The organism is Oscillibacter sp. PEA192, from assembly GCF_003574015.1.
Lineage (GTDB): Bacteria > Bacillota > Clostridia > Oscillospirales > Oscillospiraceae > Oscillibacter > Oscillibacter welbionis.
Genome location: NZ_AP018532.1, coordinates 127,362 through 145,888, shown reverse-complemented (window position 1 = coordinate 145,888; position 18,527 = coordinate 127,362). Strand labels below are relative to the sequence as shown.

The 18,527-nt window shown below is 63.8% G+C and carries 15 protein-coding genes and 2 tRNA genes; 8 read left to right on the top strand and 9 right to left on the bottom strand.

All coding sequences use genetic code 11. The features are described 5' to 3' along the window. Positions 1 to 238 precede the first annotated feature (238 nt). Both DN611_RS00690 and recJ read right to left on the bottom strand, forming a co-directional pair. Positions 239 to 2,452, bottom strand: a complete 2,214-nt coding sequence (locus DN611_RS00690; protein WP_036628787.1) for a RelA/SpoT family protein — start codon at positions 2,450 to 2,452, stop codon at positions 239 to 241. Beyond that, positions 2,449 to 4,548: a single-stranded-DNA-specific exonuclease RecJ gene (recJ, locus tag DN611_RS00685; protein ID WP_021751353.1), complete on the bottom strand. Its 2,100-nt coding sequence runs from the start codon at positions 4,546 to 4,548 to the stop codon at positions 2,449 to 2,451. The genes DN611_RS00690 and recJ overlap by 4 nt, the downstream gene beginning before the upstream one ends. A gap of 218 nt (positions 4,549 to 4,766) precedes the next feature. Between recJ and DN611_RS00680 the strand changes: the two genes are divergently transcribed. Then, entirely contained in the window at positions 4,767 to 6,320 is a 1,554-nt protein-coding gene (locus DN611_RS00680; protein ID WP_119310415.1) for an S-layer homology domain-containing protein, read from the top strand. A gap of 69 nt (positions 6,321 to 6,389) precedes the next feature. Here DN611_RS00680 and DN611_RS00675 read toward each other — a convergent pair whose 3' ends face one another. The 3 genes from DN611_RS00675 to DN611_RS00665 all read right to left on the bottom strand — a co-directional run bounded on the left by DN611_RS00675 (position 6,390) and on the right by DN611_RS00665 (position 9,547). After that, entirely contained in the window at positions 6,390 to 6,800 is a 411-nt protein-coding gene (locus DN611_RS00675) for an ATP-binding protein (RefSeq protein ID WP_021751350.1), read from the bottom strand. A 160-nt stretch (positions 6,801 to 6,960) separates the two neighbouring features. Further along, positions 6,961 to 8,295: a glucose-6-phosphate isomerase gene (locus tag DN611_RS00670; protein WP_119311868.1), complete on the bottom strand. Its 1,335-nt coding sequence runs from the start codon at positions 8,293 to 8,295 to the stop codon at positions 6,961 to 6,963. 130 nt (positions 8,296 to 8,425) lie between these two features. Beyond that, on the bottom strand, positions 8,426 to 9,547 hold the full coding sequence (locus tag DN611_RS00665) for a D-alanyl-D-alanine carboxypeptidase family protein (RefSeq protein ID WP_021751348.1): 1,122 nt from the start codon (positions 9,545 to 9,547) through the stop codon (positions 8,426 to 8,428). A 114-nt stretch (positions 9,548 to 9,661) separates the two neighbouring features. Here DN611_RS00665 and DN611_RS00660 point away from each other — a divergent pair. After that, positions 9,662 to 9,735, top strand: a tRNA-Gly gene (locus tag DN611_RS00660). Between the two features lie 388 nt (positions 9,736 to 10,123). Here the strand turns inward: DN611_RS00660 and DN611_RS00655 are convergent. Further along, positions 10,124 to 10,215 (bottom strand) — tRNA-Ser (locus DN611_RS00655). Between the two features lie 144 nt (positions 10,216 to 10,359). Further along, positions 10,360 to 10,539 (bottom strand): hypothetical protein, encoded by a 180-nt coding sequence (locus DN611_RS00650; protein WP_021751346.1) that lies wholly within the window; start codon positions 10,537 to 10,539, stop codon positions 10,360 to 10,362. A 156-nt stretch (positions 10,540 to 10,695) separates the two neighbouring features. Between DN611_RS00650 and DN611_RS00645 the strand changes: the two genes are divergently transcribed. Continuing rightward, positions 10,696 to 11,763, top strand: coding sequence for a bifunctional histidine phosphatase family protein/GNAT family N-acetyltransferase (locus DN611_RS00645; protein ID WP_119310414.1), 1,068 nt, complete (start codon positions 10,696 to 10,698; stop codon positions 11,761 to 11,763). Between the two features lie 57 nt (positions 11,764 to 11,820). On the opposite strand, the gene DN611_RS00640 is transcribed toward DN611_RS00645, so the two are convergent. Together DN611_RS00640 and DN611_RS00635 are read right to left on the bottom strand one after the other, a co-directional pair. Continuing rightward, a complete protein-coding gene (locus DN611_RS00640; RefSeq protein ID WP_025545295.1) occupies positions 11,821 to 12,435 on the bottom strand; it encodes an NUDIX hydrolase in 615 nt (204 codons plus the stop codon). Next, the gene (locus tag DN611_RS00635; RefSeq protein ID WP_249390654.1) at positions 12,432 to 13,328 is read right to left on the bottom strand and encodes a diacylglycerol/lipid kinase family protein; all 897 of its coding nucleotides are present in this window, start codon (positions 13,326 to 13,328) and stop codon (positions 12,432 to 12,434) included. Before DN611_RS00635 ends, DN611_RS00640 begins: the two co-directional genes overlap by 4 nt. 310 nt (positions 13,329 to 13,638) lie before the next feature. Here DN611_RS00635 and DN611_RS00630 point away from each other — a divergent pair, with 310 nt between their 5' ends. The 5 genes from DN611_RS00630 to DN611_RS00610 are packed head-to-tail and all read left to right on the top strand — an operon-like array spanning position 13,639 to position 18,525. After that, entirely contained in the window at positions 13,639 to 15,189 is a 1,551-nt protein-coding gene (locus tag DN611_RS00630) for an ABC transporter substrate-binding protein (protein WP_119310413.1), read from the top strand. 51 nt (positions 15,190 to 15,240) lie between these two features. Continuing rightward, entirely contained in the window at positions 15,241 to 16,191 is a 951-nt protein-coding gene (locus tag DN611_RS00625; protein WP_025545294.1) for an ABC transporter permease, read from the top strand. Continuing rightward, complete coding sequence (locus DN611_RS00620; protein WP_021748026.1) at positions 16,188 to 17,000, top strand: ABC transporter permease; 813 nt, start codon at positions 16,188 to 16,190, stop codon at positions 16,998 to 17,000. The genes DN611_RS00625 and DN611_RS00620 overlap by 4 nt, the downstream gene beginning before the upstream one ends. Further along, positions 17,000 to 17,791, top strand: a complete 792-nt coding sequence (locus DN611_RS00615; RefSeq protein WP_021748025.1) for an ABC transporter ATP-binding protein — start codon at positions 17,000 to 17,002, stop codon at positions 17,789 to 17,791. Before DN611_RS00620 ends, DN611_RS00615 begins: the two co-directional genes overlap by 1 nt. Next, entirely contained in the window at positions 17,788 to 18,525 is a 738-nt protein-coding gene (locus DN611_RS00610) for an ABC transporter ATP-binding protein (RefSeq protein WP_021748024.1), read from the top strand. Before DN611_RS00615 ends, DN611_RS00610 begins: the two co-directional genes overlap by 4 nt. Positions 18,526 to 18,527 lie beyond the last annotated feature (2 nt).

Below are 18,527 nucleotides of genomic sequence, written 5' to 3'. Positions count from 1 at the left end.
TGGGGAGAGGAGGAGCAAGGGAGCGGGCGCAGTTTTCGCCGCAGGCGGAAACGGAGCTGAGCGGACTTTGCGACGACGACAATGGGGGGCGCATCCCCCGTGGAAGCGGCCCCCTGCGGGAGCAGAATCCCCCGTGGCCGCCGTTCGGCGGCCCAAATCATCTCCGGGCGGTTGATCGCCGCCCCTACATCCCCCCGGAAGCTCTTCCGCCATCGAATCACCCCGGCGGAAGCCGCTCTCACCCCGCCGGTCGGTTGACCTTCAGCACCCCGGAGATCTGGTTCAGCTTGTTCATGACGGACTTCAGCTGGGCGCCGTCCTTCACCCGGATCTCCAGCCGGAAGATGGCAAACTGGTCCTCTGTACTGCGGGAGTTGATGCCCAGCACAAAGGTATTCGTCGTGGAGAGGGCAGCGGAGATGTCCAGCAGCAGGCCCTGCCGGTCCTTGCACACCACCTCCAAAATCGTGGGATAGCTGTCGTTGGTGTCGCCGCCCCAGGAGACCTTGATCCAGCGCCCCTCCTGCCCCGGCTGGGATCGCTTCTCCTCCGAGGCGTTGGGACAGTCGCACCGGTGGACGGACACGCCGTACCCCCGGGTGATAAAGCCGATGATGTCGTCCCCCGGCACCGGGGTGCAGCACTTGGAGAACTTCACCAGGCAGTTATCCAGGCCCTCCACGATGATGCCCTGCTCGCTCTTCACCCGCTTGGGAGCGGAGGGCTGTTTGGCAGGCTCCGCCGGTTTGGCCTCCGCCAGCTCCTCGGCGGCCTTTTCCGCCTGGTGGAGCTTCGCCACCCGGTTCAGCTCCCCCTGGATCCGGCTCACTGCCTTCTGGGCGGTGAAGCCGCCGTAGCCGATGGCGGCGTACATGTCGTCCAGAGAGCCGTAGGACACCCGCTTCAACAGCACCGGCAGCATCTCCGGCGAGAGAACGTCCTTCATGGAGATGCCGCAGTGCTTCAGCTCCGCCTCGAAGGCGGCACGGCCGTTTGCGATGTTCTCCTCTTTCTTCTCCTTCTTGAACCACTGGCGAATCTTGCTGCGGGCCTCGCTGCTTCTGGCAATCTTCATCCAGTCCCGGCTGGGACCCTTGGCGTTCTTGGAGGTGAGGATCTCCACGATGTCGCCGTTTTTCAGCACATGGTCCAGCGTGACGATCCGGCCGTTCACCTTGGCGCCCACCATCCGGTTGCCCACGGCGGAGTGGATGGCGTAGGCAAAGTCGATGGGCGTGGCGCCGGCGGGCAGGTTCTGCACGTCGCCGCCCGGTGTGAAGACGAACACCTCATCGGAGAACATATCGATCTTCAGAGAGTGGATATAGTCCTCTGCGTCCGCGCCCTCCTGGTTTTCCAGCAAACGGCGGACCCACTCGTAGCGCCCTTCGGTGCCGGCGCCCTGGCCGTTCTGCTTGTATTTCCAGTGGGCGGCCACGCCGTACTCGGCGATCTCGTGCATCTCCTTGGTGCGGATCTGCACCTCGAAGGGCAGGCCGTCCGCGCCGATGACCGTGGTGTGGAGGGACTGATATCCGTTGGGCTTTGGAGTGCCGATATAGTCCTTGAAGCGGCCCAGAATGGGCTTGTAGAGATCATGGATGACACCCAAAACGTTGTAGCAGTCCCCCACCGTGTTCACGATCACCCGGAAGGCGAACAGGTCGAAGATCTCGTCCAGGCTCTTGTTCTGGTTGAACATCTTCCGGTAGATGGAGTAGGGATGCTTCATCCGGCCGTAGACGATGTGATCGATGTCCAGCTCCTTCAGCCGGTCGTCGATCTGGATCTGGATGCGGCGCATGAAGTCCTCGTACTCCTGGTGCTTGGCCTCCAGCTTGGAGACGATTTCCTCGTAGCCAATGGGGTCCAGATATTTTAAGGACAGGTCCTCCAGCTCCCACTTGATGCGCTGCATACCCAGCCGGTGGGCGATGGGGGCGTAGATCTCCATAGTCTCCAGAGACTTCTGCTTCTGCTTGGCGGGAGACTGGTACTCCATGGTCCGCATGTTGTGGAGCCGGTCGGAGATCTTGATGAGGATCACCCGGATGTCCTTGCTCATGGCGATGAGCATCTTCCGCAGGTTCTCCATCTGCTCGTCTTCCTTGGTGGCGTACTGGATGCGGGTCAGCTTGCTGACGCCTTCCACCAGGTCGGCGATGGTGGGTGAAAAGAGTTTGGATACCTGTTCGTGGGTGGCGGCGGTGTCCTCGATGACGTCGTGGAGCAGGGCGGCCTCGATGGACTCGCTGTCCAGCCGCAGCTCCTCCGCCACAATCTGCGCCACCGCCAGGGGATGGATGATATAGGGCTCCCCGCTCTTGCGCTTCTGGTCCTTGTGGGCCTCTGCCGCAAATTCAAAGGCCGCCCGGATGTGCTGGAAGTCTGCCGCAGGATTGTAGCCCCGGACAGTCTTTTCCAGGTTCTCATACTGTTCCTGAATGGTCATGACACAACACCTCCACTCTTGCCGGCGGCGTCCTCCCGCAGGCGGGACAGATAGGGGCAGGCGAAGAGATCCACCTTCCCCTGGATGGGATTCAGCGAAAGCGTCACCTGGTCCCCCTGGACGGACAGGGCGATCAGGCCCCGCTCCTGGAACACGGCCAGGGCCAGGCCGGCCCGGAGGAAGCTCTCACACCCGCCGGAGAGTGCCGACAGCCGCCGCAGAAAGGGCAGCATCTCCTCCTCCGCCTTTCCCCGGCGGAGCTGCCGCTCCAGCACGGTCCAAAAGGCGGCGAACTGGCTGCGGGACGCCTGGAGCCGGGCCCGCTCCTGCCCGGTGAGGCCCTCTCCCGCCACGAGGCGGTGGAGCAGGTCCAGGTCCGCCGCCTCATGGCGGCTGGGGGTCAGAGAGGGGCGGATGTCGATGAGCTGCAGCTGCAGGGTGGTATTGCCCCGGAAGGTATTGGCCTGGAGATAAAAGGCCGCGTCCACCCGCATGCCCGCCGCCACGCCGCACGTCTCCTCCGTCATGGAGAAGAAGATGGCGTCAAACCGGCACGTGCCCTTGGAGAGGCGGAGCTTCAGGTGCTTCCCCTGGCCCACGGGCTGCAGGACGTCCACCGTGGCGCCCAGCAGGGCGAACACCGGCCGGGGATTACCCGCGCCATAGGGCTCCAGCTGGTCCAGCTGCTCCACCTCCGCCAGCGTCACCTCGCCGGGGCAGGAGATGGGCGCGTCCACGTCCAGGCAGGATACCGCCCGTTCCCCGCCGGAGGCGGAGCGGACATACCGGTTCATCCGGGCCCGGAAGGCGTCGATGTTCTCCTCGGAGATGGTAAAGCCCGCCGCCAACTCGTGGCCGCCGAAGCCCTCCAGCAGGTCGGCGCAGGACTCCAGCGCGGAAAACAGGTTAAACCCGCCGTAGGACCGGCAGGAACCCTTGCCCACGCCGTCTTTTAGATGAATCATGAAGCTTGGGCAGGCGTACTTCTCGCTGAGGCGGGAGGCCACAATCCCCACCACGCCCTGGTGCCAGTCCTCGCTGGAGAGGACCAGGGCGCTGCGGTCCTCGGCCCGGAGGCGCTCGATCTTCTCGGTGGCGTCGGCGCAGATGGCCTGCTCTACCGCCTGCCGCTCCCGGTTTAGGTCACACAGAGCCTTTGCCAGCTCCTCGGCCCGGGCGGGGTCATCGGTCTCCAGCAGGTCCGCGGCCAGATCCGCCGCACCCATGCGGCCAGCGGCGTTGATCCTGGGGGCCAGCACAAAGCCGATTTGGACAGAGGTGATGGGCTTGCCCAGAAGCCCCGCCTCCTTCAGCAGGGCGTGGACGCCCACGAAGTCCGTGTGGGGCAGGGCCTCCAGCCCGCAGAAGGCGATGGTGCGGTTCTCCCCCTCCATCCGCATCACGTCGGCGATGGTGCCAATGGCCGCCAGGGTGCAGTACCGGGCGAACAGGGCATCCTCCCGGCTCTCGCCTCCCAGGGCCAGCACCAGCTTCAGCGCCACACCCACTCCCGCCAGATGCTTGAAGGGATAGGGGCAGTCGCTGCGGTGGGGGTCCACCACTGCCAGCGCCCGCGGCAGCTCCTCCTTGCACTCATGATGGTCGGTGATGACCACATCCAGCCCGATGGAGGCAGCGAAGTCCACCTCCTCGTTGCCGGTGATGCCGCAGTCCACGGTGATCATCAGCGTGGCGCCCTGGTCCCGCAGGCCTTGGATGGCCTCCTTGGACAGGCCATAGCCCTCCTCGATCCGGCGGGGAATATGCCGCAGGCAGCGGACGCCGCAGCTTTTGAGATAGTCCATCAGCAGAACCGTGGAAGTGATGCCGTCCACGTCGTAGTCGCCGAACACGGCGATGGTCTCCCCCTGGCTGATCGCCCGCTGGATGCGGGCGACGGCTTTGTCCATATCCCGCATCAGCATGGGGGACATGCTGAGGCTCCTGTCCCGCTCCAGCGCCTCGGCCGCCGCCTCGGCAGTGGTGACACCCCGGGCCGCCAGGACCGTGGAGAGGAGATAGGGGTATCCGGCACTCCGCAGGAGGGCAACGTCCCGCTCAGCCGGGGTCCCGATGTTCCATTTTTTGAATCTCATGGCACGTTCCCTCCCTTTCAAAGGTAATAAAAAGCCATCATAACTAAATTATTATAGCAGGCAAGGGGTGAAACGTAAAGGTTTTTCTGCGTTCCGACACCGTTCGTTTGACGGCGGCGGCAGATTCTGGTACAATGGCATACCGACAGAGGGCGAATCCGGGCATCTCTGCCAGAATCTGAAAGAAATCTGACGCTAAAGGAGCGAAGAATGACAACATGAAAAGACGACTGCAATGGTTCTGTTCCTGCGCGCTGCTCTGCGCCCTGCTGGTGACAGCGGCGCTGCCGGCGCCCGCGGCAGCGGCCTCCACCGGCTTTTCCGACGTGCCGGAGAGCCACTGGGCGGCGGACTCCATCCGTCGGGCTGTGGACCTGGGCTTGTTCCAGGGGCAGACGCCCACCCGCTTCGGCTTGGGGGCTCCCATGACCCGGGGGGCCTTTGTGGTGGCCCTGTGCCGCCTGTTCGGCTGGGAGATGGTAACACCGGAGGCCGGGGCCTATACGGACAACCAGGACAAGAGTGCCTGGTATTACAGCGCGGTGGAGACCGCCTATGCCAACGGGGCCATCACCCGGCAGACGGATACGTTCCGCCCCCGGGAGCCCATCACCCGGGAGGAGCTGGCGGTCATGCTGGTGCGGGCTATGGGCTACGGCACCATCGCCGGTTTGGCCCAGGACCTGCCCATGCCCTTCCGAGATGTGACCACCAACGTGGGCTATATCGCCATGGCCCATGAGCTGGGGCTGGTGAACGGCACTGCGGCCACCACCTTCTCCCCGGATCAGACTGCCACCCGGGAGCAGGCGGCGGTCATGCTGATCCGGCTGTATGACAGCTATCACGCCGCGGCCCCGGAGAAAACCGGCATCGCCTATTCCGCGGAGGGTCTGACAGACCTGACCGGCTATGGCGCCGTGGCGGTGGGCGGCGCCCGGCTGATCTACGCCGGGGAGTCCCGGCTCGCCGGTACCCCCGATGCAGAGACCGCAGCCGCCCTGCAGGAGACCATCACCGCCGCCGGTGCCGTGCCGCTGCTGCATGTGGGCGGGAGCGCCTCGGCACTGAAGGATGACCCCAGCCACACCGCAGAGGTGCTGGCGGCCGCGGTGGAGAGCGGCGGTTATGAGGGGCTGTTTCTGGATCTGGCGGAGCTCTCTTCCGCCCAGAAGAAGGATTTCACCGCGCTGGCGGAGGCGCTGCGGGCCGAACTGGGAGAGGACCGGCTGCTCTATTTGATGGTGGAGGCGCCCGTCTGGCAGGGAGCCGCATACAACGGCTATGACTATGCCGCCCTGAGTGAGCCGGCCGACAAGCTGGTGGTGCGGGTGGCGGACTATGGCGACGTGTCCGAGGACTTCCCCATCGCCCCCCTGGCGCCGCTGGAGGAGGTCTACTACGCCCTGGCCGAACTGGCGGACCAGGTGGATTCCGACTGTCTCAGCCTGCTGCTGACCACCACGGGCTCCGCCTGGACGGATGGGCGGCACACCGGCCAGGCCTCCGCCGCCGAGATCGAGCAGCTGCTGTCCGCCTCCCAGACGAAAGATTACTACTCCGACCGCTACGCCTGCGCCTATCTCACCTCCGGCAGCGGGGACACCGCGGTGTGGTATCTCAACGGCGAGGCCGCCCTGGAGCGGGCCCGGATGGCTGCTTTCTTCGGCGTGGACCAGCTGTGCCTCAGCGACCTGTCCTCTGTGGCGGACTATGACAATTACAATCTGCTGGAGGGGCTGGACGCCGGATCCTCCCAGGTGCAAATCTGAAACCTGAAAAACGCCGCCTCTGCCAGTTGGCAGAGGCGGCGTCTGTGTATATGGGAAAGCGCAGCAGCCTTACAGGAACTTCTGCATCCCGTCGGTAGCCAGGGAGAGGTCGGCGCTGATGGTGACGGTGAACTTGATGTTGTTCTTCTCGCCAAAGGCGTCCAGCCAGTTCAGGAAATTCTCGGTGTCCTTGTCCACTTCCCGGCCGATGGTCTTGCACAGGTTGTCGATGAACACATGGGAGATATCATAGTTGCCCGCATACAGGCCGCTGATGAAGCCCCGGAAGAGCTCGTAGCTGTCCAGATTGTACTCCTGGGCGTCGATCAGGCGGATGTGGTAGTGGATATCGTATGTCATGGTGCGGTTAGCCTCGATGCAAACCACGTTGCCGGGCTCGTCCTTCGCCGCGTTGTTGATCAGTTCAATGAGCTGCTTGGTCTTGCCGGAGCCCTTCACGCCCATAATCAGTCTGACCATAGTAATCACTCCTGTCAATTAAAGTCGCTGGGGGAAATTCGGTATGTTAAGCATACCACAAGATCGCGTGAAAAACAATGGAGAAATGAAGATTCAAACTTTGTTCATAATGGAGATTGACAGTGGGCGGCAGGACGGGTGCCGCCCAATCCGAGGCTGGTCACCCCTCCAGCTTGCTCTCCAGCTGCGCCCGCCGGTCTTCATAGCCCGGCTTGCCAAGCAGGGCGAACATATTCTTCTTGTAGGCCTCCACCCCCGGCTGATCGAAAGGGTTCACGTCCAGCAGATAGCCGGAGAGGCCGCAGGCGTACTCGAAAAAGTAGATCAGCTGCCCCAGGTCTGCCGGCGTCCTGCCGGAGGTCTCCACGATCAGGTTGGGCACGCCGCCCTCCGTGTGGGCCAGCAGGGTGCCCTCCATGGCCCGGTCCCGGATGAAGTCCAGGGACTTGCCCGCCAGGAAGTTCAGCCCGTCGCCGTCCGCCTCGTCCGCCGGGACTGTCAGCTGTCGGTCGGAGGGACCCAGGCGCACCACGGTCTCAAACATCAGGCGCTTGCCCTCCTGGATGTACTGGCCCATGGAGTGGAGGTCCGCGGTGAACTCCACGCTGGCGGGGAAGAGGCCCTTGCCCTCCTTGCCCTCGCTCTCGCCGAAGAGCTGCTTCCACCACTCCGCCATGAACCGGAACGCCGGGTCATAGCAGGCCAAGAGCTCAATGGACCGGCCCGCCCGGTACAGCTCGTACCGGATGGCGGCGTACCGCCAGGCAGGGCACCGGAAGGAAGCCTCGGTGCAGGTCTCCATCATCTCCGCCGCTCCCTGCATCAGGGCGGTGATATCCACCCCGGCCACGGCAATGGGCAGCAGGCCCACGGCGGTCAACACGCTGTATCGGCCGCCCACGTCGTCGGGGACCACGAAGGTCTCCCATCCCTCGCTGTCCGCCAGGGACTTCAGGGCGCCACGGGCCTTGTCCGTGGTGGCGTAGATCCGCTCCCGGGCGCCCTCCCGGCCGTACTTCTTCTCCAAGGCCTCCCGGAAGAAGCGGAAGGCCACGGCGGGCTCAGTAGTGGTGCCCGACTTGGAAATCACGTTGACGGAGAAATCCACATCCGCCACCAGGTCCAGCACCTCCCCCATAGCGTCGGAGGAAAGGCCGTTGCCCACAAAGTAGATGTTGGGGGTATCCTTGCGCTTCAGGTTGTAATTGGGAGAGCGCAGGCAGTCGATGACACCCCGGGCGCCTAAGTACGAGCCGCCGATCCCGATGACCACCAGGGCCTGGGAGTTGGCCCGGATCCGGGACGCGGCCGCCTGGATGCGGGCGAACTCCTCCCGGTCATAGTCCCGGGGCAGATGGACCCAGCCGGTGAACTCTCCGCCGGCACCGCTGCCGCTCTGGAGCTTCTCATGGGCCCGCTTCAGCCGCGGCGCCAGGACCTCCTCATAGGGCAGGGGCAGAAAAGACTGTAATTGGAACGATTTGACATCCAGCATCATGACCGGCCTCTCTTTCGTAAAGCTGCGCGGGTTTGTTGCTTTATTATACCATGCTCCGAAACGGGACACAAGGGAAAGCGGTCGCAATCCGCCGGGATTTCAGGGGGCGCAGCGCCCCCCACCGCCGTCAGCCGCAGAGGAAGGCCGTCCGCAGCATCTGGACCAGCATCTGGCTGAAGGTGACCCGTGGGATCTCCTCTCCTGCCAGGATGGGCAGCTCCGCCACGACCTCTTCCCCGGAGGTGATGGTGAGGGTCCCCAGTTGACTGCCCGCCGCCACCGGCGCCTCCACAGAGTCCGCCAGGGTGACCAGCTGCTGCAGGCTGCCCGCCTTGGTCTTTTCCAGTAGGAGGTGCGTGTTCTCCCCCAGCACTGGCTGCACTGTGGCCTGGGTCCCCAGGGACACGGGCACCGGCGGCAGGGCGGACTCCGGCACCACATTCTCCAGCGTGTAGGTGGAAAAGCCATAGTTCAGCAGATTGGTGGCATCCTCAAACCGCTGGGTGGAGGTTGGTGCCTTCATGATGACGGCGATCAGCTCCATGCCGTCCCGCTCGGCCGTACCAGAGAGGCAGTACAGCGCACTGTCTGTTGAGCCGGTCTTCAGGCCGGTGGCTCCCTGGTAGAAGCGGATCAGGCGGTTGGTGTTCACCAGGGAGGAGGCCCCGTCCCGCAGGGAATCCATCCAGATGGTGGTGTACTGGCGGATGTCCGGGTGGTTTCGGATCAGTTCCCGGCTCATAAGGGCGATGTCGTATGCGGAGGTGACATGCCCCTCCGCCGGCAGGCCGGTGGCATTACAGAAGTGGGTATCGGCCATGCCCAACTCCGCGGCCCGCTGGTTCATTCGCTCCACAAAGGCCTCCTCGCTGCCGGCCACCGTCTCCGCCAGCGCCACGGCGCAGTCGTTGGCAGAGACAACGCACACCGCCTTCAGCATATCGCTGACCGTCATCTGCTCATTCTCCTTCAGCCAGATCTGGCTGCCGCCCATGGAGCAGGCGTGGGCCGACGCGGTGACCACGTCGTCATAGTGGAGCTGTCCGGCGTCGATGGCCTCCATGGTCAGCAGCAGCGTCATGACCTTGGTGACGCTGGCGGGCTCCAGCTTGGCATGTTCGTCCTTGGCGAAGAGGACGGTGCCCGTCTCCTTTTCCATCAGCAGAGCCGAGGGCGCGGATACTTCCAGCGCCTGGGCACTGCTCCCCAGCGCCAGCAGGGCGCACAGCAGCACGACGAGTTTTTTCATGGTGATCCCCCTTTGCTTCGATGGTAGAATCTATGTCCGCGAAAAGGCGTTCATGCCGGAGAAGATTTGGGGGTTGCAAAATATGAAGCGGTCTGGTATAATAACAACTCAGATGCGGCTGTAGTTCATCGGTAGAACGGCAGCTTCCCAAGCTGCATAGGTGGGTTCGACTCCCATCAGCCGCTCCAAAAGAAAATGCGACTTGTTTCGACAAGTCGCATTTTCTTTTGGGTTTCGCTCCCGTTGGTCGCTCCACCCTTCAGTGATTGAAATGCTCGGGCGAAGTGAATTCGCCCTGCGCCAAGGTTTTGCCTGTGGTAAAACGCTTGTACGGCGCAAAGGCGCTGCCGGCCAGAAGGCCGGTTAGATGCTTCTCAAGAAAAATTGCAAATTTGAATGCAAGAGAGTTCGACCGACCTGAGAGGATTTGGATTGTTACCCCTTGCCATGAAAGAGAGACATCTGCTAAAAGCAGATGTCTCTCTTTCGTTCCGCCAAGGGGTTTTCCTGCGGCGAAAACGCTTGCAGGACGCAAAAAAGGAAAGCCTTGAAACCTGACGGTTCCAAGGCTTTCTGTGGCGGAGAAGGAGGGATTCGAACCCTCGAGACCCTTTAGGGGCCTACATGATTTCCAATCATGCGCCCTCGACCAACTAGGCGACTTCTCCATAGCTGTTCTGGTTCTAATTTCTGTATACGAGGCGTCGCCAAATGCGACAGCGTTATTATTATACCAGAGCTTTTCCCAAAGTCAAGCCCCAAAAACGATTTTATCAAAAAAGGCGGAGAGCCGAGGCTCCCCGCCCTGCGCGTCAGCGCATTTCGGAAACGATGCTGTCCACGGCATGGTCCACGGCGACACCCAGCTTGTGGATACTCTTTCCCACCTGCGTTTTCATGGGATCCCTGCCGTAGGGCATCATCATTCCCACTGCCGCGCCGGCCATCAGTCCGGCGCCGATACCGACCCAAAATCCGGTACACATTCTCATCTTCAGTCACTCCTTTGCGGCCTGAGCGTAGTATAGCCGCTTTCCCGGAAAAAAAACGCGTTAGAGCGATTTGCCAGAAACCGGCAGATCCGTTATAATGATGATAACGACATCCAAATCTCAAAACGGCGGGCCCAGGCCCGGACGGAGGAAACCATGACCACCATCTATCTGATTCGCCACGCAGAGGCGGAGGGCAACCTGTACCGCATCGCCCAGGGACAGGCCAACAGCAGCATCACAGACCGGGGCGAGCGGCAGATCCAGGCGCTGGCGCGCCGATTCGCGGATATTCCCATCGACGCGGTCTACGCCAGCGACCTCTACCGCACCTGCGCCACCGCCAGCGCCATATACAAGCCCAAGGGCCTGCCCCTGCACCGGCGGCGGGACCTGCGGGAGATCTGCGTGGGCGTGTGGGAGGAGAAGACCTGGGGAGAGATCGCCCGGCAGGACCCGGCGCAGCTGGAAAACTTCAACCACCGGCTCCACCTGTGGCACGTAGAGGGCGCGGAGACGCCCCAGGCAGTCCAGACCCGGCTGCTGGCGGCCGTGCGGGACATTGCGGCGGCCAATGACGGAAAAACGGCGGCGGTGTTCTCTCATGGCTGCGCCATCCGCCTGCTGCTGGCGGCCCTGCAGGGCATCCCGCTGGAGGAGCTGGGGAAGACGCCCACCGGCAGCAACACCGCTGTCTCTCTGCTGCGGGCGGAGGGGGCGCGGATCCAGGTGGTCTGGCGGGACGATGCGAGCCATCTGACAGACCCGGCCTTCACCCAAGGATGCACCGTGAAGCAGCGGGCCAACGGACTGGAGCCCGGCCTCTATTTCCGCCCCCTGGCGCGGGAGCAGGCGGAGTTTCCGGCGGCGTGGGCGGGGACCTCCGGGGCACTGTCCGCCGGGGCGCCTGTACTGGCGGGGTATCTGGATGGAACGCCTGTGGGCGCGGTGGCCTTTGACGACGGCCGGGAATCGGAGCGGGGCTGCGGCTGGATCCCCCTGCTGGCAGTGGCAGAGCCCTGGCGGCGCCGGGGTTACGGCGTGCAGCTGATCGGCCAGGCAGTGATGCACTATCGCCCCATGGGCCGGGACCGCCTGCGGCTGCCCACGCCGGAGACGGAGGCTGCGGCGGGCTTTTACCGGGAGTTCGGCTTTTCTCCGGCGGCGGACGGGCCGGCGTGGGAAAAGTTCATCGGATATGACCCGGAGTTTCTGGGCACATAAATCCTCCATTCTAAACAGGCAGGGCCGGAGCGAATGCTCCGGCCCTGCCTGTGCTCTTTATTCCAGGTGGCGGACGATGTCCTGGGTCAGGCGGGCGGTCATACCCCAGACGGCGTGGCCCTGCCAATACCAGATGGGGACCTCCACCCGGCCCCGGGCCCAGCGGTAGTCCGCAGGAATCCCCACGGTCTCATAGGGAAAGTCCCCCGGCACGTCCGGCTGCAGGGCATAGACATACTGCTCCGGAGCGGTCTCCCGAAAAAAAGCCAGGGGGACGGTGAATGCCTCTCCCACCTCCGCAGGGGAGGGCGCCACCGCCGCAAAACCGGCGGCCGAGACCAGTCCCAGCACCGGCTGCATCAGAAAGCCCGCCTGATTGCAGATGAAGTCCGGCCTGCCCAGGACCTCCACCTCCTGACGGGGGATGGCCAGTTCCTCCTCCGTCTCCCGGAGGGCGCACTGCTCCGGCGTCTCCCCCGCCTCCATCCGGCCCCCGGGGAAACACACCTCCCCGGGCTGGCGGTGCAGGGCGGCGGAGCGGACCTCGAAGAGCAGGTGCAGGCCGTCCGGCCGCTCCACCAGGGGACAGAGGACGGCATAGCTGTGCCGGGCGCCCAGAAGCCCCGGCACATGGTCTGCGTACCGGCGACGCAGATGTTCCAAGTCTCTCATAACAGCATCCTCAGCGCCCGCTGTCGATTGACAATGTCCACCACCGGCACGCTGGGGGCATACTCTCCGTCCAGGGACCAGGGCAGCTCCTCCTCTGTCTCCAGCCGGAGGGAGGAGACGTGGCGGAACACCAGGCCCTGGCTGTCATACTGCTGGTTCAGCAGCGCCAGCACCAGATTCTGCAGATCCGCGGCTGTCTTGGGGCTGGGGACCAGCAGCATCTCGAATTTCCCGTCATCCAGCACCACCCGCTCCGGGTCCAGCTTCATCAGCCCGCCGATGGAGGTGGAGTTGCACACGGCGCCGAACAGGTAGTCCCCGTCCAGCACCTCTCCGTCAGCGGTGAGGCGGATGTGATAGGGGCGGAGGGTGTTCAGGTCCTTCATCCCCTCCAGAATATAGGCAAAGTGGCCCAGGGCGTTCTTGGCCGCCTGAGAGGCGGCATAGGAACTGCGGGTGAAGGCGCCGAAGGAGGCCACATAGATGAAGCTCCGCTCATTCCACCGGCCGATGTCCAGTTCCCGCATGCGGTTCTGTACAATGTTTTTCGCGGCGGACGCCGGGGTCCGTGGAATCTGGAGGCTGGAGGCGAAGTCGTTGGTGGTTCCCTGGGGGAGATAGCCCAGGGGCGGCGGGGCATCCAGCCGCATCAGGCCGGAGATCACCTCGTTGAGGGTGCCGTCTCCTCCGGCTGCCACCACCAGATCGTATCCGGCGCCCTCCCGGGCGGCGGTATCGGCCGCGTCTCCTGGGGCGGAGGTCTCGTGGATCCGGATGAGGTAACCCGCGCCGGAGAGGATGGCCAGCGCGTCAAACAGCGGACCGTGGGGCTTGTTCCGCCCGGCCCGGGGATTGAGAATGAACAGCAGTTTCTTCGTTTTCAAGAGTGACACCTCCTGACTGGGATGGGCGGCCCCATCCAAAGCGATGTAAATTAGTATAGCACGCCGCCCCCGGAAATTCAATTCCGCAGGTGTGACGGATTTGTGAATGTTTCTCCCCCGAACAGGCTGTTTTTTTGCGAAAGCCCTTGCAATCCCCGGGGCGTTCGTGTACAATACACCCTTGCAGGGCAAGCGTTATAAAAATAACATGCCCTGTGAGGCTCCTTTTAAAATTGAATAGAGCCGAACATTTCTGTCAGGGCGGACAGTTTCCGCCCAACACTGACTCGAAATGAGCAGTGATGCAAAGGAGAGAACCATGAAGAAGAGGCTTATGGCGCTCCTTCTTCTGACGGGCCTCCTGAGCGCCGCACTCACCGGTTGCGGAGGCGGCAGCACAGAGCAGGCGTCAGAGGATGGACAGACAGCGGACGGCTCTACCGAGGCGCGGGCCCAGGCGAACGAGATCGTGGTGGGCATCGCGCAGGACCTGGACGAGAGTCTTGACCCTCACCTGGCGGTGGCGGCAGGAACCAAGGAAGTCATGTTCAACGTATTTGAGGGCTTGGTGAAGCCCACGCCTGACGGAGACCTGGTGCCCGCGGTCGCTGACCATTACGAGATCTCTGAGGATCAGACCACATACACCTTTACCCTGCGGGAGGGTGTGCAGTTCCACAACGGGGACCCGGTAGAGATGCGGGATGTCACATATTCCATCGAACGCTGCGCCGACGATTCGGAGGGAACGCCTCTGATCCCGGCGCTTTCTGCTATTTCCAGCATCCAGGCTGATGACACCACGCTGACCATTACCCTGGATCAGCCGGACAGCGAGTTTTTATCCTATCTGACTCTGGCCATCCTGCCGGAGGACTATACGGACCAGGCCACCGCCCCGGTGGGCACGGGGCCTTTCAAATTCGTCTCCCGGACAGCCCAGGACTCCATCGTTCTGGAGCGGTTTGACGGCTACTGGGGCACCCCGGCCCAGCTGGACAAGGTGACCTTCCGGATCATTGAGAACGCGGACAGCCTGGTAATGAGCCTGCAGAGCGGAGCCATCGACATGTTCGCCCACCTGACCAGCACCCAGGCCGCCCAGCTGGGGGATGACTTCCAGGTGCTGGAAGGCACGATGAATCTGGTGCAGGCGCTGTATCTGAACAACGCCGCGGAGCCTTTCAACAATGAAAAGGTCCGGCAGGCCCTGTGCTACGCCGTGGACAAACAGCAGATCATCGATGTGGCCTTCGACGGGTACGGCAGCCCCATCGGCTCCAGTATGTACCCGGCGTTTCAGAAATATTTTGTGGAGGACCTGACAGACTATTATCCCTATGACCCGGAGCGGGCCAGGGAGCTGCTGGCGGAGGCCGGGTATCCCGACGGGTTCTCCATGACCATCACCGTCCCCTCCAACTATCAGCCCCACATCGACACGGCCACTGTGCTGGTGGAGCAGCTGAAGGCCGTGGGCATCACCGCGGAGATTCAGCCTGTGGAGTGGGGTGCCTGGCTCAGCGAGGTGTACGGAAACCGGCAGTTCCAGTCCACCGTGGTAGGCGTAGACGCCTCCAACATGACTGCCCGGGCGCTGCTGGAGCGGTTCACCTCTGCGGCGGACGACAACTTTATCAACTATCAGAACACGGACTATGACGCCCTGTTCCAGCAGGCCCAGGCCACGGCCGACGACGCAGAGCAGACAGAGCTCTACAAACAGATGGAGCGGAACCTGACGGAACACGCCGCCAATGTCTACATCCAGGACCTGGCGGACCTGGTGGTTCTGCGGAACGGGCTGGAGGGATACCAGTTCTATCCCATCTATGTGATGGACCTGTCCACGGTCCATTACGCCCAGTAAATCCAATGCGCGGCAGGTATGCTGCCGCTGCCCCGGAAGGGAGATGATGCCATGAAGTACGTATGCAAGCGGATTTTGATGCTGCTGGTCACCATGGTCATCGTCTCCCTTCTGGCGTTTGCGGCCTTTGAATTGATCCACGGCAGTGCGGCGGAGATCATGCTGGGCACCCAGGCCACGCCGGAGCGCGTGGCGGAGCTGGAGGCGGAGCTGGGGCTGGACCGCCCCTTCGCGGTGCGGTATCTGGAGTGGCTGGCGGGCTTTTTCACCGGGGACCTGGGGATTTCTTACAGTTATAGCCAGCCGGTGTGGGAGCTGATTGCCCCCAAGGTGGGGATTACCCTGTGCCTGAGCCTTCTCAGCTTCGCGCTGATTGCCGTGGTGTCCATTCCCCTGGGGCTGTGGGCCTCCCGCGGGCACAGCAGGGTGGGAGACGCCGTGGGGACGGTGTTGGACCAGCTGTGCATGGCGGTGCCGCCGTTTTTCACCGGCATCCTGATTTCCTGGCTGTTCAGCATCACCCTCCGCTGGTTTGTCCACGGCCAATTCCCGGATCTGGGTGCGGACCCGACCGGGGCGTTCCGGTATCTGTTTTTCGCGGCTGCGGCCATCGCCATCCCCCGGATCGCCATGACCGTGCGGATGCTCCGCAGCACCATTCAGGGGGAGATGCGGCGGGACTATGTCCGCACCGCCATCTCCCGGGGCAATGACCGGGGGGCGGTCCTGCGGCGCCATGTGCTGCGCAACGCCCTGGTGCCGGTGGTGACCTTCCTGGCCCAGACCATGGCGGAGATCGTGGCGGCTGGCATCGTGGTGGAGCAGGTGTTTGCCATCCCGGGGCTGGGACGGCTGCTGGTGGCCTCCATCTCCAACCGGGACTACCCCGTGGTGCAGGCCATCGTGGTGATCCTGGCCTTCTGGGTGGTGCTGGCAGGCACCGTGGCAGACATTGTCAACCAGCGGATCGACCCCCGCCTGCGGCTGGGAGGTGCGTCATGAAGCGGCGGATGAACGGATACCTGCTGGCCGGGCTGATTGTCACCGGCCTCATGGCGGCGCTGATCCTGGTCGGCCTGGTGTGGACGCCCTACGACCCGGACGCCCTGCTGGCAGGGCCCAAGCTGGAGGGCCCCTCCCTGGCCCACTGGCTGGGGACCGACAGCTTCGGCCGGGACATCTTCAGCCGGGTGCTGCAGGGGGCGGGCACCACCTTCCTGATCGCCCTGAGCACCGTGGCCATCGGCGCGGTGTGCGGCACGGCAGCGGGCGCCCTCACGGGCTATTTCGGCGGCGTGGTGGACGAGGTCCTGATGCGCCTGAATGACGCGCTGACCGCCTTTCCCAGCATCCTGCTGGCCCTGGTTCTCATCAGCATCCTGGGGCCGGGGAATAAATACAACGTGGTGATCGCCCTGGGGATCGTGTTCATCCCCAGCTTTGCCCGGGTGACCCGCACCGCCTTCGCGGCGCTGCGGGACGTGAATTATGTGAAGAGCGCCCGGCTGATGGGGGCCTCCAGCGGCCGCATCCTGGTGCGGCAGATCCTGCCCAACACCACGCAGGTGCTGCTGCCGGCCATCACCATCGGCTTCAACAACGCGGTGCTGGCGGAGGCCTCCATGAGCTATCTGGGCATCGGCGTCACGCCGCCGGACGCCTCCCTGGGCTACATGCTCTCGGAGGCGCAGGGGATGCTGACCAGCGCCCCCTGGTATGCCCTGGGTTCCGGCGGCGCCATCGTGCTGCTGATCTTCGGCGTGGGTCTCATCGGCGAGGGCCTGCAGCGCCGGAACGGGGGGGTGTCCTGATGCTGGAGATCCGAGATCTGCATGTGAAATTCCACACCCGGCAGCGGGAGGCCGTGGCGGGCGTGTCCCTGACCATCCACGACGGGGAGATCCTGGGGCTGGTGGGCGAGTCCGGCTCCGGCAAGTCTGTCACCGCCATGAGCGTGGCGGGACTGCTGCCCCGAAAGCAGTGCGACTTTTCCGGGGAGATCCTGCTGGACGGCGCGGAGCTGCTCCACGCAGACCGCACGCTGCTGCGGCAGGTCCAGGGGAGGGAGATCGGCGTGGTGTTCCAGGAGCCGCAGAGCTGCATGGACCCCCTGATGCGTATCGGCCCCCAGGTGGAGGAGGTGCTGCGTATCCACACAGACCTCTCCCGGGAGGCGCGGCGGGACCAGGCCCTGGCGGCCCTGGCAGCAGTGGAGCTGCCGGACCCGGCGGGCGTGTATCGGAAGTATCCCCACGAGCTCTCCGGCGGGATGCTGCAGCGGGCCATGATCGCCGCGGCCGTCGTGGCACGGCCCAAGCTGCTGCTGCTGGATGAGCCCACCACCGCCCTGGACGTGACCATCCAGGCCCAGATTTTGGAGCTTTTGAAAAAGCTGAACCGGGAGTCCGGCATCTCCATGCTGTTCATCTCCCACAACCTGAACGTGGTGCGGAAGCTCTGCACCCGCACGGCGGTGATGCAGCGGGGCGTGCTGGTGGAGGAGGGGGACATCGAGACGGTGTTCCGCCATCCCCGGCACCCATACACCCAGCGGCTCATCGCCGCCATTCCCACCCGGCACCGGAAGGAGGAGACGCCATGAGCGAACAGGAGCTGGTGCTCTCCGTCCGGCACGTCACCAGCGGATACCGGGACCGCGGGCTCTTCCGCCGTGGCCCCTATCAGGAGGTCCTCCGCGACGTGACCTTTGATGTGCGCCATGGGGAAATCCTGGGTCTGGTGGGCGAGTCCGGCACCGGAAAATCCACCCTGGCCAGGACCATCCTGGGCATTGTGAAGCCCGACCAGGGGCAGGTGATTCACTACACCAAGCGGCCCCAGATGATCTTTCAGGACCCGTACAGCGCGCTGAACCCCGCCTATTCGGTGGAGTGGACCCTGGAGGAGCCGCTGCGGGTCTACGGCAAGTATGACGCCCCGGAGCGCAAGCGCCGGGTGCGGGAGATGCTGGACCGGGTGGGTCTGCCGGAGGAGTGTCTGGCGGCAAAACCGGCGGAGCTCTCCGGCGGACAGCGGCAGCGGGTGTCCATTGCTGCAGCGCTGATCCAGCGGCCCCGGTTCCTCATTGCCGACGAGCCGGTGTCCGCCCTGGACGTGACCATCCAGGCCCAGATCCTGGACCTGCTGCGGACGCTGCGGCGGGAGCTGGATCTCAGCTATCTCTTTATCTCCCACGACCTGAATGTGGTGTACCAGCTCTGCGACCGGGTGCTGGTGATGAAAGAAGGCCGCATCGTGGAGCAGGGAACAGTGGATGACATCTTCGACCACCCGAAAGACGACTATACCCGCCAGCTGCTGGCGGCAGCGGAGTGAGC